The organism is Microcystis flos-aquae FACHB-1344 (genome assembly GCF_014698375.1).
Taxonomy (GTDB): domain Bacteria; phylum Cyanobacteriota; class Cyanobacteriia; order Cyanobacteriales; family Microcystaceae; genus Microcystis; species Microcystis aeruginosa.
Map to the genome: position 1 here is coordinate 14,001 of NZ_JACJSW010000203.1, position 14,547 is coordinate 28,547.

Here is a 14,547-nt window from a genome sequence, read left to right on the forward strand (position 1 = left end):
CTAACATCAATAGGTTTTGAAAATTTTCCCTTATGATCCTGATTACAGACCAAATTTCCCAGCGTATTTTCACCCACGCAGAATCCACCTATCCCGAAGAATGTTGTGGGTTACTCTTGGGAAAAATTACCGAAACCGCAGCCCAAGTGATCACCGTGCAAACCACAGAAAATAACTGGTCAGGTAATAGGAAAAACCGCTTTAGTATTGCGCCAGAAGTGCTTTTACAAGCTCAAAAATCGGCGCGGGAAAACCAGCTAGAAATTATCGGTATCTATCATTCCCATCCCGATCATGCCGCCATTCCCTCGGAAATTGATCGCCAATTAGCCTGGTCAGGATATACTTATTTAATTGTCTCCGTCGTTTCAGGACGAGCGATCGATTTACAAGCTTGGCAACTGGACGAAGGCGAACAATTTCAACCGGTAAAAATATTGTAGTCTTGTATGACTAGCGCTTCCCCCGCTTTCCACTCACCCGCAATCGATTTAATTGGGATAGGTCCCCTGTGGACAGGTTTTAGCCAACCTGGTTTTTACCCCGATCCTTCTGGGGCAAAAGTGCAGTGCCATGGACGATTATTATGGTTAGGAATAGGTTGCATCCGTGGGACGGAGAAAGCGGTCATAGATAGGGCAATTAGGGATGTTTTTAAGCGTTATCACCTCTCTTTAGCCGCTATTGCTGGTATCGCCACCCTTGACATCAAAGCTAATGAACGGGGTTTAATTGCCTATTGTCAAGAGCAAGGATTGCCACTAAAAACCTTTACTGCTGAGGAGTTGAGAGATATTAATGTCCCCAATCCCTCGGCTATTGTCAACAAGAAAGAAGGAACCCCTAGCGTCGCTGAAGCTGCCGCTTTAAAAATGGGCGATACTTTGCTAGTAAGCAAGCAAATAGAAGCCAAATCGGTGACGGTGGCGGTTTCTTTGGCAGCAAGGGAATATAGAGGATAACAAATCGATGCTTAAACAGGTTTTATTTCTTAGTAATGGTCATGGCGAGGATTTAAATGCTAGTTTAATTCTGGGGGAATTACAAAAAATTCAGCCCCAATTATCTATAGCTGCTTTGCCTTTAGTGGGAGAGGGAAAAGCTTATCAAAAATTGCCAGTACCAATTATTGCCCCCACTGCCACTATGCCATCGGGGGGAATTATTTATACCAATCCTTTGAATTGGATTAAGGATATTGGTGCGGGATTAATTAGTCTAACTATTCAGCAAATTCAGGCAGCTTTTAAAGTTAGCAAGGATTGTGATTTATTGATAGCAGTGGGGGATATCGTGCCGATTGCGATCGCTCGTTTAACCGGTCGTCCCTTTGTGGCTTTTATTGTTTCTACTTCCAGTTATTACGAAGGCACAATTAAATTACCTTTACTGACAGAATTATGTTTAAGATCGAAGAATTGTTTAAGAGTTTTTACCCGGGATAAATATACAGCAACAGACCTAGAAAATCGGGGTATTAAAAAAGCGATTTTTGCCGGTTATCCGATTATGGATGTCTTAACACCAACGGGTAAAGATTTAGAATTAGATAGTCAAATTCCCATGATTGCTTTATTAGCGGGGAGTCGTTTACCCGAAGCTTTGAGTAATTTGGCTTTACAGTTACAAGTCTGTGAGGAAATAGTTAAAATTAAACCGATGCAGTTTCGGGCTGCTATCATTCCTAGTATCAGAGAAACCGACTTAGAAAATTTAGCTAAACAAGAGGGATGGCATTATTTAGGAGCGGGAAAATTAGAGAAAAATGGGGCTTTATTGTGCTGTTATCGTGATGCTTTTGCCGATATTCTACACCATTGTGACGCTTGTTTAGCCATGGCGGGGACAGCAGTAGAACAAGCGGTGGGATTAGGAAAACCCGTCCTACAAATACCCGGATTTGGTCCCCAATTTACCTACCCTTTTGCCGAGGCACAAATGCGCTTATTAGGGGAATCGGTGATAACTATTGGACAGAAACCCACGGAGGTAAATTTATTTAAAAATGCCGCGGTTAAAATTATTGATATTTTGGCAGATTCTCGTTATTTACACAGATGTTTAGAAAATGGCAAAATTAGAGTGGGAGAGTCCGGAGGTAGCAGAAATATTGCCGAGGAAATTTATAGCATTTTTCAAAAGTAATGGCAGAGATAGTTATACTAAATCCGTTGAGTATAGGCTACATATCAGGAGAGGCAATAGGTAATCAGTCTTTAATAACCGGATTTAGGATTAAAATAAAATTATTGTACTATCATTACTCCCAGGGATGTTACCAAAATGTCTAACGAAACCGTTACTTATAGTCTTGAATCTGTCCTCAAGGAAATCAAAGACAGCATCAAGGAAGTTAACCAAAAAATCGATACCTTCCAACAGGATGTTAACCAGAAATTTGACAGCCTACAGAAGGATTTTAACCAGAAATTTGACAGCCTACAGAAAGATGTTAACCAGAAATTTGACAGCCTACAGAAGGATTTTAACCAGAAATTTGACAAAATCGACGAACGGCTAACTAAGCTAGAGGTAGGACAGGCAAAACTAACTGAGAAAGTCGATGGGATGGATAGAAGACTAGAAAAGCTGGAAGGAACCCAAAAAAATCAAGTTTGGACGTTAATTATTCTTTTAGGAGGGGCTATCGGCACGGCAGCGTGGCGATCCTTTTTTTCTGGCAATCCTTAGAAATATTGCCATAATACTAAATCCTAGGCAATAAATAATCAGTCTTTAATAACCAGATTTAGGATTAAAATAAAATTATTGTACTATCATTACTCCCAAGGATGTTACCAAAATGTCTAACGAAACCGTTACTTATAGTCTTGAATCTGTCCTCAAGGAAATCAAAGATAGCATCAAGGAAGTTAACCAAAAAATCGATACCTTGCAAAGAGATGTCACCCAAAAAATCGATACCTTGCAACAGGATGTTAACCAGAAATTTGACAGCCTACAGAAGGATTTTAACCAGAAATTTGACGGACTACAGAAAGATTTTAACCAAAAAATCGATACCTTGCAACAGGATTTCAACCAGAAATTTGACGGACTACAGAAAGATTTTAACCAGAAATTTGACGGACTACAAAAGGATGTTAACCAGAAATTTGACGGACTACAGAAGGATCTTAACCAGAAATTTGACAAAATCGACGAACGGTTAACTAAGCTAGAGGTAGGACAAGCAAAACTAACTGAGAAAGTCGATGGGATGGATAGAAGACTAGAAAAGGTGGAAGGAACCCAAAAAAATCAAGTTTGGACGTTAATTATTCTTTTAGGAGGAGCGATCGGAACAGCAGCATGGCGCTCTTTCTTTTCTGGTAATCCCTAGAAATATTACTATAATTTCTCACTTTATGGTAGTTATGAGGGGAAATTAGCAGATGTGAAACTCAGGTTAAAAATAAGGGATTCCTAACCCATCCTACCCCTAATTATGCTTTCCTCAACCATCTTTTTAACAATCGCCACAATGCCACTATGATCCCCCCAATTAAAACTAAAGGAAACATAACCACCCCCAGAAAGAAAGCAACGATTAAGGGATATTTTCGGGTTTCTAATTGCCGAATTTCATCATCGCAATCTTGAACATCCGCTGCTAACCCCAATGCTTGATATAATTCCTGCGCTTGAAGATATGCTTCTTTCGCTTCCGATATACGTTTGAGTTTATAGTAGGTAAGTCCCAGATTAAACCAAGATTTCGCTTCAACCCCCCGATCACCGATTTCCCGAAGGATTGCTAGGGACTGTTGATAAAACTCGATCGCTTTTTGGTATTCTCCAAGGGATTTGTAAACATTGCCTAAATTATTGTAGGATGCCGCTTCAACCCCCCGATCACCGATTTCGCGTGTGATTGCTAAGGACTGTTGATAAAACTCGATCGCTTTTTGGTATTCTCCAAGGGATTTGTAAACAGCGCCTAAATTATTATAGGAAGTCGCTTCAACCCCCCGATCACCGATTTCGCGTGTGATTGCTAAGGACTGTTGATAAAACTCGATCGCTTTTTGGTATTCTCCAAGGGAAGAGTAAACATTGCCTAAATTATTGTAGGATTTCGCTTCACCCCCCCGATCACCGATTTCCCGTTTGATTGCTAAGGACTGTTGATAAAACTCGATCGCTTTTTCGTATTCTCCTAGGGAATCGTAAACATTGCCTAAACCCATGTAGGAATTCGCTTCACCCCCCCGATCACCGATTTCCCGATCGATTGCTAAGGACTGTTGATGAAACTCGATCGCTTTTTGGTATTCTCCTAGGCAATAGTAAACATTGCCTAAATTGCCGTAGGATTTCGCTTCACCTCCCCGATCACCGATTTCGCGTGTGATTGCTAAGGACTGTTGATAAAACTCGATCGCTTTTTGGTATTCTCCAAGGGAAGAGTAAACATTGCCTAAATTGCCGTAGGATTTCGCTTCACCCCCCCGATCACCGATTTCCCGTGTGATTGCTAAGGACTGTTGATGAAACTCGATCGCTTTTTGGTATTCTCCTAGGGAAGAGTAAACATTGCCTAAATTACCGTAGGATTTCGCTTCACCCCCCCGATCACCGATTTCCCGATCGATTGCTAAGGACTGTTGATGAAACTCGATCGCTTTTTGGTATTCTCCTAGGGAATAGTAAACATTGCCTAAATTATTGTAGGAATTCGCTTCACCCCCCCGATCACCGATTTCCCGATCGATTGCTAAGGACTGTTGATGAAACTCGATCGCTTTTTGGTATTCTCCTAGGGAAGAGTAAACATTGCCTAAACTGGTGAGGGATGCGGTATATTTCCAGTTGGTTTGCTCCTGCTGTTGTTGGTAAACAGTGACTAATTCAAGGTAATAATCCGCTAGGGTTTGATAATACCCCCGTCGGGTGAGAAAATTATTGATAGCACGGAGAATATCAAAAGCATTGTCGTACTCGGTTAACTGATAGCGATGATAGAAAATTTCTAGGTAAGGTTGCACATCGTTGAGGATTTCCCAGGAGTCGGGTTGAGCAATAGAAAGATAATAGGCGATCGCTTTTTGGTGTAATTCCCTTTGATCGCCGGCTTTGTATTGTGCATATTCCCAAACTAAAGGCTGAAAACTAAAAATTCGCTGGCGATTTTCCTCTTTTTCTTCTAATAATGATCGTCGCTGTAATTCTCGCAAATCTGCCGTGATCTCGGATAGTTCGATCTCCGGGTAATTATCCATCACTGCTTTAGCTGCCAGAGAATCAAATTCTCGGCGATAAATGCTGGTTTTAGTGAATAATTCCTGCTGTCTTTGGCTAAGTCGCTGAAAACTAGCATCTAAAACTAAAGCAATTCCCACTGTCTCTTGACGATGGCTCCCCACCACCTGCGGATCGCTCAAAAGTTGCGATAAATTTCCTAATCCTAAATCCGCTAACCTTTCTAAACTGGGGTTTTGCGGAAATTCGGCTAAGATTAAATCCGCCACCAATCGCAGGAGTAATGGATGACCATCCACCCGTCGAGAAAAGTTCTCTAGATCCCCTGTTATTTGCGATTCCGCTAACAATTGCGCCCCTTCAGGAGGTTTCAAACCTTTTAGCTCAATCCAACGGTTAAAACCCTTAGTTTTTGGCTTTTCTCTGGTGGTGACTATAATTTTGCTGGTGTCACCTTTTTCTATCCAAGCAGTGAAAAACTGCTGATAAAATTCATTATTCCAAGAACCATCTTCCCCTAATAAACTCTCTAGATTATCGATAATAATTAGGTGGCGATGGCGTTGCAATTGTCTGATTAAAGCTTCCTGTAAATCTATTTCTTTTTCGGGGACGGGATAACCAAATTCCGTCAGGAATTGGCGAGCTAAACCACTAAATCCGCCCAGATTTCCCGCTTCCCACCAAAAGCGTTTTGGGAATAAATCTTCATCGTCTCCTAGGGAAGGATCGAGGGTAATTTTCTCCTCAAAAATTTTACTAGCTAGGGTAGATTTTCCAATTCCTCCAACTCCTTTGATGCCAATCATCGCAACATTTTGATCAGTAAACCACTGCTTAATTTGGGTGATTTCATCCTTCCTTCCCTGCCAATGGACGAGACTTTTTCGAGCATCTCCTCCCTTGAAAGTACTCCTTTGACTACTGCGATTATTTTCTATTGCGTCTGCTGTTGCGTGCAGATCCGCCAGTCATTCAGGAGGGATTCCTAGATTTAAATTACCCTTAACTTCTTGAATGTTCAATTGTTGTTTAATATCTTTGTTTATTTGTGTACCAATTTGAGTTTTCGTTTCTGTTTGATTCTGATTAATTGTCATAATTTGTTGTGCTAGGGTTTGGATTTCTTGGGCAAAATTGAGATCTTTGAGCATTTCTACCTGTAAAAAAGGAACCACTTGCTGTTCAATCATCGCCTCGGATTTGGTTTGTTCGGCTGCCGCTAAAACCTGAGCGGCGGTGGGTTCCTTTTGTAACTTTTGCTTAATTTTTTGCCACAATTCTACACCTTTATCCATTGCTCCTTCCGTTAATTTACCGATAACAGCTTCAAAGGCGATTTTAGCGATTTCGGCGGCGGCTAACTCTGCTAACATAATTATCAATTGCGAGAATTTTTCGCCATTCTAGCACAACGGCAACAGCAGTTGTGGACGGTTTAAATGTTTGGTTGACTGTTCAAAAAGTAAAAAACAAAACTCTGATATCGTTGCCACAACAGGATTGAGATTAGAGCGAAGCGGACGCGCTGGTAAGCTAAGACATATTTAGGGTTTGCGGCAAAAAGTACGGGCGAAGCATTCGGATAGAAAATCTCCGGTTTCACCGATAGGTTATGCCCAAATGCTTCGCCCCTACAGGACGCGGGCCGATGAAGACGCAAAAATCTTGCACCTGTTTCGCTCGTAAAGCCACAAAACCCCTACCTTGCCTACATTTCACATTTATTCAGCAAACCCTATTTAAACTGCTTATTCTTAGATTAGCCGAATCTCCTCCAATTCCTTTACTGTTGCCTCTTGCCTCGTCTCAACAAGCAATTTAAATGCGCGGGCAGCTTATCAGTCCACAGGGGTTATTTGCGATCATGAAAATTAAGACATAGTTAAGCGATCGGGCATAACACACCATTGGAGCGGACAATATTGGTAGGTTTTTGTTGGGAGGGAAACGTGATCGTTTGCCCCTCAATTAAGCCGTTAGGCAAATACGAGATATTTGTTTTTTAGGTAAGTCTCAGCAATTTTAAAGATCACAGAAGGAGTTAAATATGTCAGAAGAAAATATTCCTATTCAAATACAAGATAGAGATAATGTACTTGCGGCTGATGACGGCATAGAATGGCGTTATGGAAAACGCCCAGATTATTCAGGAACGAATAAAACGTTGAGGGTGCAAAGCGAAAAACATCATCCCACTGGCTCCTTAGAAGCTATTGCACAGAATTTAGTAAGAACATTTGAAATGGAAGCCACTTACAAGCTAAATCCCAATCAATGGACATCGGTTGATATAGATCAATTTAGAATGCGTACTAACCACGGTCCGGAATATACAGTACAAGATATTATAGAACGCGGAACTTATAATTTATTTTTAGGCGAAACACCGGTTTATAGTTCAAAAGCTGAAGATTTTGAATCAGGTGCAGCCAGTTTTATGAATGCTTTTAAAACTGGTTTTGTTTGGGAAGTTATTGAGGCTTATAGCGGTCCGCCAAGAGTTATTTTTAAATGGAGACATTGGGGAACACATCAAGGAGAATTTAAAGGTCATGCGCCTACCAACAAACTAATAGAAGTATATGGCATTACAATTGCTGATGTAAATGCAGATTTAAAACTAACTTATGTCGAACATTTTTTTGATAATAGCCAATTTTTAGAAAAATTGGTTTCTGGCGGAAAGTGTCCAATGCACAGTTAGGAAATGACAAGGGTGGGATCACCCACAAATCTGCAAAATCCATCGGGTTACTTTTGATCCTCTAGTCATTTCATACTAAATCCGTTGAGTAACGCACAGAAAACGGGTTTCTCGGAGAAACCCGTTTTCTCCTCATGCACTCATGCAAAAAATTGAGGCACTTTTTCCCTGAAAATTAGGTAATTGGCCACCTCAAAACCGGTAAAACCCCACACCCCACACCCCACACCCCACACCCCACACCCTGTCCCCACGAAAAACTTTTTCAGCAGACCCTAGATGGTGTTGCTCACAGTATGTATGTATTATGACAATAGCCCTCTGATTGTTAACGATGACTATAATCCTAGAGAGGATTCTTTTTTTCCTATCACTGCATAGAAGGGATCAGCAACCATAATTCCTAACATTTGTAGGAAACTGGGGGTAGTAGCAGGACGAACGATCGCCTGTACTTCCCTAAATCCCGCCACCGATTTAAAATAGGATTTCACTAACGCTACCCGGCCTAAATCGCTATTATCGCGCCAAGCAGCGATCGCTTTTTGGTAAAACATCCGATTGGAAAAACTAACCACCACCAGACCATGAGGCTTTAAAATGCGATACAGTTCCGCAAAAATCGCCTCTGGATACTGCAAATACTGCACCGACACCGTGATTAACACCGCATCAAAAGAACTATCCCCTAGGGGCAATTTTGGCTGTGCATTGAGGTCTTGGACAAAATAACTATGCAAGCGGGGATTTTTGGCTAACTCCTCCCCATTCATCCCGTGACCTTCGATATGCTCAAATTCCATCTCCTCCGGTAAATGGGACACCCAGCTGCTCATCAGGTCTAAAATGCGTGTATTCGGCGATAAGATCTCTCGGTAGAGAGCGGTTAATCGATCGATAAAACCCTCATCCACGTGGGTGACGAAGCGGGGAAAAGCATAAAAATCGCTGTCTTTCGTCGGATCGAGTTTAGTTCTTTCTTCAGGTCGGAGCATTTTTGTCAAGTTAATTTTACTATTCTTAACATACCCCACGGACAGAAAAAAGGGTTAACCGAACTGGTCAACCCCTAGGCTTGGGAACGCGCTGTAAATCTTAGCTTTGAACGACTAGCTTAACGTTAGCGTTTTGCAGACCGCGCTGTTTCACTTCGGATAGGGTTTTGTTCACAGCGTATTTTTGGTTGATCGAGTTGATCAATTCGGTTTGATTGTGTTTTTTGGCTACACCCCAGAGGTCAGCGATTAAATCGAAACTGCCGTCGGTATTGCGGGACCAACCGAGATCATATTCGCCATCGAGAACAGCAACGATGTCGGAGCGAACCCGTTGACCGTTGTAACCACGAACATCAGCTTCGGTTTTTACGCTAATACCGAGGTCGCGGAGAGAAGCTTTGAGGATTTCGGCATCGGTGATTTTGGTCCGGAGAGTGCTAAAATGAGACATTGGAATTTCCTCTTTGTAGATAAGAATCAACAACAACAGATTGAGAGTTAAAGAGTGCCGCCAAGCGGCTTTTCGAGGCATTGCTAGTCCCTGAGAACTAGCCTTTCATCCCGTTGGGAGCGGGCGAAAGTCTGTTAGAACTCCAATCGCTGGTACTCAGCGACGGAGGCCGAAGCAGGTCGGGCGCGTTGTCTGGCCCAATCACGCAGGGCCGTCACCTGTTCGGTCATGGTGCGAGATAGGGGCAGAGTCGCCTTAATCGCCGCAATAATGTCCAATTGCGTGAATTCGCGATCTTGGGCGAAGGCCTCATACATGGCGGCAATCAGCGCCTGTTCTATTTCCGCACCGGAAAACCCATCGGATACCTTGGCTAACTGCTCCAAATCGAAGCGAGAAATGTCGGAGCGTCGTTTAGTCAGGTGAATATTAAAGATATCTTGTCTTTCTTCGGAATTGGGCAAATCGACAAAGAAGATTTCATCGAAGCGCCCCTTGCGGAGAAATTCCCCGGGTAGCCGTTCAATCCGGTTAGCTGTGGCCATAACGAAGACGGGTGAGGTTTTTTCCTGCATCCAAGTCAGGAAGGAGCCGAAGATGCGGCTAGAGGTTCCCCCATCGGAATCGGCGGATCCCGTGCCACCGGCAAAAGCTTTATCTAATTCATCGATGAAAAGAATGGCCGGAGAGATGGATTCGGCAGTTTTTAGGGCATTACGCAGGTTAGCCTCAGACCGTCCCACCATGGAACCATCGTAAACCCGTCCCATATCTAAGCGCAGGAGCGGTAAACTCCAGAGGCGCGAGGTGGTTTTAGCGATTAAGGACTTACCACAGCCTGGTACTCCTAAAATTAGCATTCCTTTCGGTTGGGGGAGTCCGTAACCTCTGGCTCTTTCTGTAAAGGCATTTGAGCGCTGTTTTAACCATTTTTTTAATTCTTCCAGACCACCGACGGCGTTGATGGTCTCGTCTTCTTCAACGTATTCTAAAATTCCGTTGCGGCGAATCAGTTGTTTTTTCTCGGAAAGGACGATTTCTACCTCGTCTTCCGTCAATTTGTTCGCTTTTACATGGGCTTTGCGGTAAACTTTTTCGGCTTCATCTTTGGTTAAGCCTAAGGCCGCTTTCAGGAGTTTTTCCCGGACCTCTGTGGTGGTACGACGATTTTGATTTTTGCCTAGGTGTTGCGAGAGAACTGTATCTAACTCTCCCATGTCGGGCAGGGGAAAATCTAGAACTACTACGTCTTTCTCTAGTTCTATGGGGACTTCTTGCAGGGGAGACATTAAAATAATGATTTTTTCGGTTCCTTTAAAGCTTGCGATCGCATCTCTCAACCAGCGAGTGACTGGAGCGGAAGTGATGAACGGATGCAGGTCTTTAAATATATAGATGCCCGCTTCCCGTTGACGCACTACCCATTCGATCGCCGCTTCTGGCGACACGGTATTATGTTGATTGGTTTGGCGCGGTTGACCCTGTTCGATCATGCCGTGGGTGACAGTCCAGACAAACACCCGTCGATGTTGTGTATTTAGTTGGGCTATTTTGCTGATGGCTTCTTCCGCCCTTTCCTCCTCGGAGGTGACGAGGTAAATCAGGGGATACTGAGCCTTGACGAGAATTTCTAGCTCTTCTTTCATAACATCGACCCTATTTGTGGTAACGGTTTTGACCTTGGGCGGCTACCGAGAGTTTAGCAGGGAACTAAGGCTGCTTCTCCCTCTGCGGTTCCTTGAGCGCCAACGGGTTCGGGAACTTCGAGCGGGAACTCGTCGCCGACTATTCCGGGCTGGCGTTTGATTGACCTTAGCCGATCTTCTTTCATCACTAAGGCGGCATCACACTCGGGACAGACATGAACCTGATAGGTTTTGCCATAGGCGGCGGCTTCGATTTCTTCTACCTTTTCGGGGTATTTTAGGTAGAAAGCGATCGCTTTTTCCACCAGCCCTGACATCGATTCTTCATCGATTGCGGCTCTTATTTTTAGTTGACGATGGACTCCAGGGGGAAGGTACAGTGTGACTTTTTGCTTGTCTTGCATATCACTAAATTGGTTTACCCGGGTATGTGTCCTTACTATAACCACTGTCTTTCCCTCCTGTCAAGATGGTAAGCTGTTATAACGGCATAATTGTAACATTTCTTTACAATTGTTGGAGAAGTGGGATGGGGAAGTGGGGAAGTGGGGAAGTGGGGAAGTGGGGAAGTGGGGAAATTGAACTAAAACCCCAAAACCCCAACCCCCAACACCTAAAACCTGTCTCCTGTCTCCTGACTCGGAGAATACTGACTCCTGAATTGAGCAAACCCTAATTACTATTGATGCGACTTAAAAAGGCTTGTAGGCGCTCGCTGTGGGGATGATTAAAGAAGGTGTCGGGATCGCCTGCTTCTTCGATGACACCTTGATTAAAGAACAAAACCTTGTTAGAGACCTCCTTAGCGAACTGCATTTCGTGGGTGACGACTACCATAGTCATCCCCTCATCGGCCAATTGACGCATAACGTTTAACACTTCCCCGACTAATTCCGGATCCAGGGCCGAAGTGGGTTCATCAAATAAAATCACCTCTGGTTTCATGCAGAGACTGCGAGCGATCGCCACTCGTTGTTTTTGTCCTCCCGATAATTGGTCGGGATAAACATCGGCTTTTGGGGCCAATCCCACCTTTTCCAGATAATGAATTGCCGTATCTTTAGCCTCATTTTCCGAGTGGTGTAACACTTGCTTGGGGGCCAACACCAAGTTTTGTAAAACGGTGAGATGGGGAAAAAGATTAAAGTGTTGAAACACCATACTTACCCGGCTGCGTAAGTTGCGGAGGACTGATTGATTTAACTTCGGGGAAGAGATGTCAATCCCCATCACCTCCAAGCGGCCACCGTTAATTGTTTCCAAACGATTGAGACAGCGTAAAAAGGTACTTTTGCCGCAGCCAGAGGGACCGATTACCGATACCACATCCCCTTGATAAAGAGTGCCTGTAACTCCTTTGAGTACCTCTAAAGAGCCGTAACTTTTGCGTAAACCTTCACTGACAATCACAGGGGTAGTAGTGGTCATGATATCCTCTCGTAAAAAATTTTACATTCTGTCTGTACAAAGGTATCGAGATTAGTTTCTGCCAGATTGTATCCTTGACGACATTTTATCAAGAGGAATAATCATAATACTCAAATAGTCTCTCTACATCTGTCTTGGGTGGGAAGTAGGACGAAATTACTAACTTAGTTGAGCGAAAAAATCAAGGAGAAACAATTAAAAAATGATTAAATTTTGGCGAGGGCGGGCGGTACAGAGAGTTATCTTTGCCTTGTTAGGATTAGTCTTGGCGCTCGGATTAACTGTTATTCCGGCTTTTTCTCAGACCCCTCCTAATCCTTTTCGAGTCGCCACAGAAGCAACTTTTCCGCCCTTTGAATTTCAACAAGGGGGACAATTAACTGGGTTTGATATCGATTTAATGCGGGCGATTGGCAAGGAAGCCGATCTCAACATTGACTTTAGAAATTTACCCTTTGATGGCATTATTCCGGCTCTACAAGCGAGAACAGTGGAAGCCGCTATTAGTGGCATGACTATCACCGCCGAACGCGCCCAAGCGATTTCTTTTTCTCGACCTTATTTTAGGGCTGGTTTAGCGATCGCTGTTCGGGAAGATAATAAGACAATTAAAAATTTTGAAGACTTAAAAGGCAAAAGAATTGCCGTCCAAATTGGCACTACGGGAGCCTTAGAAGCGACAAAAATACCGGGGGCAACAGTTAGTCAATTTGACTCGGCGGCTTTAGCTTTGCAGGAATTAATTAATGGTCGAGTTGAGGCGGTAGTTAACGATAAACCCGTGACTTTGTATGCAATTAAACAAGCGGGTTTACGGGGAGTAAAAGTGGTCGGAGAATTATTAACGGAAGAATTCTATGGCATTGCTTTACCCAAAAATTCCCCCTATCTTCAGTTAATTAATGATGCTCTCGGTCGAGTCATAGAAAGTGGTCGGTACGATGCTATTTTTCGGCAATGGTTTGGAGAAAAACCGCCAGAATTACCCTTAGTTGCCCCAGCTTTAAATAATTTACAGGAATCAAGTTTTAACTGGGGAGAATTATTCTATAACCTGATTGTGAAAGGGGTTCCCTGGACAATTCTGTTAACAGTTCTGTCTTTTCTGTTCGGGTTAATCGGCGGAACTTTAGTGGCCATTGCCCTGATTTCTCCCTACAAATGGTTAAAAATAATTTGCCGCATCTATGTGGATTTCTTTCGGGGAACACCGATGCTGGTGCAATTATTCTTGATCTATTTTGGTTTGCCAGGGTTGTTCCGAGAAATTGGCTTAAATATCGACTTAGATCGTTTACCGGCGGCCCTATTTGCCCTAAGTTTAAATGTGGCGGCCTATTTAGCTGAAATTATGCGCGGCGGTATTCAATCGATCGATAATGGTCAATGGGAAGCTTGTTCTAGTCTAGGAATGTCCCCAGTGCAAACCATGCACGAGGTGATTTTTCCCCAAGCTTTTCGCCGGATGTTGCCACCCTTGGGGAATGAATTTATCACCCTAATTAAAGATACCAGTTTAGCGGCAGTAATCGGTTTTGAAGAGTTATTCCGGCAAGGTCAATTAATGGTAGCCACTACCTATAAAGCTTTCGAGATTTATATCGCTGTTGCTGTAGTTTATTTGGTTTTAACTACCCTTTCCTCTGTGGTATTTAAGCGCTTAGAGATTTATATGGATCCCCTACATAAATCTAAACAGGAACAGAAAGCTTAGGGGCAAGAGATGGGAACTGATAAGTAATAGGGCAAAATTAACTTCTTGGTTAGGATAGGCAAGAGGCAAGAGGTAGTTAAATATGTGCATTTAATTGTGTCTAGCTACTTACTAAATCCGTTTTTAATGGTATGATTGACTCCCGATCGAACTTTAAAAACCCACTTGCCACTTGCCACTTCTCAATCCCCACTTTCCTATCCTCTTTATAAATCTGGTTATTAAAAACTGATTATTTATTCCCCCTTTTGCATGAGTGCCTGTCCTGATATGTAGCCTATACTCAAGGGATTTGTGCGAAACGTTTAGGCATGAAATAAGGTTGAAATACCTGAAATAACCGCCTAGTAAGGTCTTCAGTCCCCTGACTGAATCTAATAGGTCAACCCTGACCAACCTTA

15 protein-coding genes are annotated in these 14,547 nt (G+C 43.1%); 8 read left to right on the plus strand and 7 right to left on the minus strand.

The genetic code is table 11. The features are described from left to right. The first annotated feature begins 32 nt into the window (after positions 1-32). The 5 genes from H6G48_RS21050 (at position 33) to H6G48_RS21070 (ending at position 3,343) form a co-directional block, all read left to right on the plus strand. Positions 33-443: a M67 family metallopeptidase gene (locus H6G48_RS21050; RefSeq protein WP_004162447.1), complete on the plus strand. Its 411-nt coding sequence runs from the start codon at positions 33-35 to the stop codon at positions 441-443. 6 nt (positions 444-449) lie between these two features. Next, positions 450-962 carry a cobalamin biosynthesis protein gene (locus H6G48_RS21055; RefSeq protein ID WP_190723079.1) on the plus strand — a complete coding sequence of 171 codons (513 nt, stop codon included), beginning with the start codon at positions 450-452 and terminating at the stop codon, positions 960-962. A gap of 7 nt (positions 963-969) precedes the next feature. Then, positions 970-2,145: a lipid-A-disaccharide synthase-related protein gene (locus H6G48_RS21060; protein WP_190723080.1), complete on the plus strand. Its 1,176-nt coding sequence runs from the start codon at positions 970-972 to the stop codon at positions 2,143-2,145. Between the two features lie 138 nt (positions 2,146-2,283). Beyond that, the gene (locus H6G48_RS21065) at positions 2,284-2,691 is read left to right on the plus strand and encodes a DUF4164 family protein (RefSeq protein WP_012265758.1); all 408 of its coding nucleotides are present in this window, start codon (positions 2,284-2,286) and stop codon (positions 2,689-2,691) included. 112 nt (positions 2,692-2,803) lie between these two features. Further along, a complete protein-coding gene (locus H6G48_RS21070) occupies positions 2,804-3,343 on the plus strand; it encodes an apolipoprotein A1/A4/E family protein (RefSeq protein ID WP_190723081.1) in 540 nt (179 codons plus the stop codon). Between the two features lie 103 nt (positions 3,344-3,446). Here the strand turns inward: H6G48_RS21070 and H6G48_RS21075 are convergent, their stop codons facing one another. Then, positions 3,447-6,011 carry a tetratricopeptide repeat protein gene (locus H6G48_RS21075; RefSeq protein ID WP_190723082.1) on the minus strand — a complete coding sequence of 855 codons (2,565 nt, stop codon included), beginning with the start codon at positions 6,009-6,011 and terminating at the stop codon, positions 3,447-3,449. A gap of 162 nt (positions 6,012-6,173) precedes the next feature. Continuing rightward, a complete protein-coding gene (locus H6G48_RS21080) occupies positions 6,174-6,578 on the minus strand; it encodes a hypothetical protein (protein WP_190723083.1) in 405 nt (134 codons plus the stop codon). A gap of 275 nt (positions 6,579-6,853) precedes the next feature. Here H6G48_RS21080 and H6G48_RS21085 point away from each other — a divergent pair, with 275 nt between their 5' ends. Continuing rightward, positions 6,854-7,027 (plus strand): hypothetical protein, encoded by a 174-nt coding sequence (locus tag H6G48_RS21085; RefSeq protein ID WP_155120225.1) that lies wholly within the window; start codon positions 6,854-6,856, stop codon positions 7,025-7,027. A 225-nt stretch (positions 7,028-7,252) separates the two neighbouring features. After that, a complete protein-coding gene (locus H6G48_RS21090; protein WP_002765229.1) occupies positions 7,253-7,909 on the plus strand; it encodes a nuclear transport factor 2 family protein in 657 nt (218 codons plus the stop codon). Positions 7,910-8,247: 338 nt separating this feature from the next. Here the strand turns inward: H6G48_RS21090 and H6G48_RS21095 are convergent, their stop codons facing one another. The 5 genes from H6G48_RS21095 to H6G48_RS21115 form a co-directional block, all read right to left on the minus strand. Continuing rightward, the gene (locus tag H6G48_RS21095; protein WP_185237822.1) at positions 8,248-8,904 is read right to left on the minus strand and encodes a class I SAM-dependent methyltransferase; all 657 of its coding nucleotides are present in this window, start codon (positions 8,902-8,904) and stop codon (positions 8,248-8,250) included. 100 nt (positions 8,905-9,004) lie between these two features. Further along, positions 9,005-9,358 (minus strand): DUF1257 domain-containing protein, encoded by a 354-nt coding sequence (locus tag H6G48_RS21100; RefSeq protein ID WP_002731874.1) that lies wholly within the window; start codon positions 9,356-9,358, stop codon positions 9,005-9,007. A gap of 134 nt (positions 9,359-9,492) precedes the next feature. Continuing rightward, a complete protein-coding gene (gene ycf46 / locus H6G48_RS21105; RefSeq protein WP_190723084.1) occupies positions 9,493-11,004 on the minus strand; it encodes a stress-responsive protein Ycf46 in 1,512 nt (503 codons plus the stop codon). A gap of 53 nt (positions 11,005-11,057) precedes the next feature. Beyond that, on the minus strand, positions 11,058-11,408 hold the full coding sequence (locus H6G48_RS21110; RefSeq protein WP_012265766.1) for a slr0373 family blue light stress response protein: 351 nt from the start codon (positions 11,406-11,408) through the stop codon (positions 11,058-11,060). 268 nt (positions 11,409-11,676) lie between these two features. After that, positions 11,677-12,432, minus strand: a complete 756-nt coding sequence (locus tag H6G48_RS21115) for an amino acid ABC transporter ATP-binding protein (RefSeq protein ID WP_190723085.1) — start codon at positions 12,430-12,432, stop codon at positions 11,677-11,679. A 202-nt stretch (positions 12,433-12,634) separates the two neighbouring features. On the opposite strand from H6G48_RS21115, the gene H6G48_RS21120 reads away from it, so the two are divergent. Next, positions 12,635-14,146 (plus strand): ABC transporter permease subunit, encoded by a 1,512-nt coding sequence (locus H6G48_RS21120; protein WP_061430127.1) that lies wholly within the window; start codon positions 12,635-12,637, stop codon positions 14,144-14,146. The last annotated feature ends 401 nt before the right edge of the window (positions 14,147-14,547 follow it).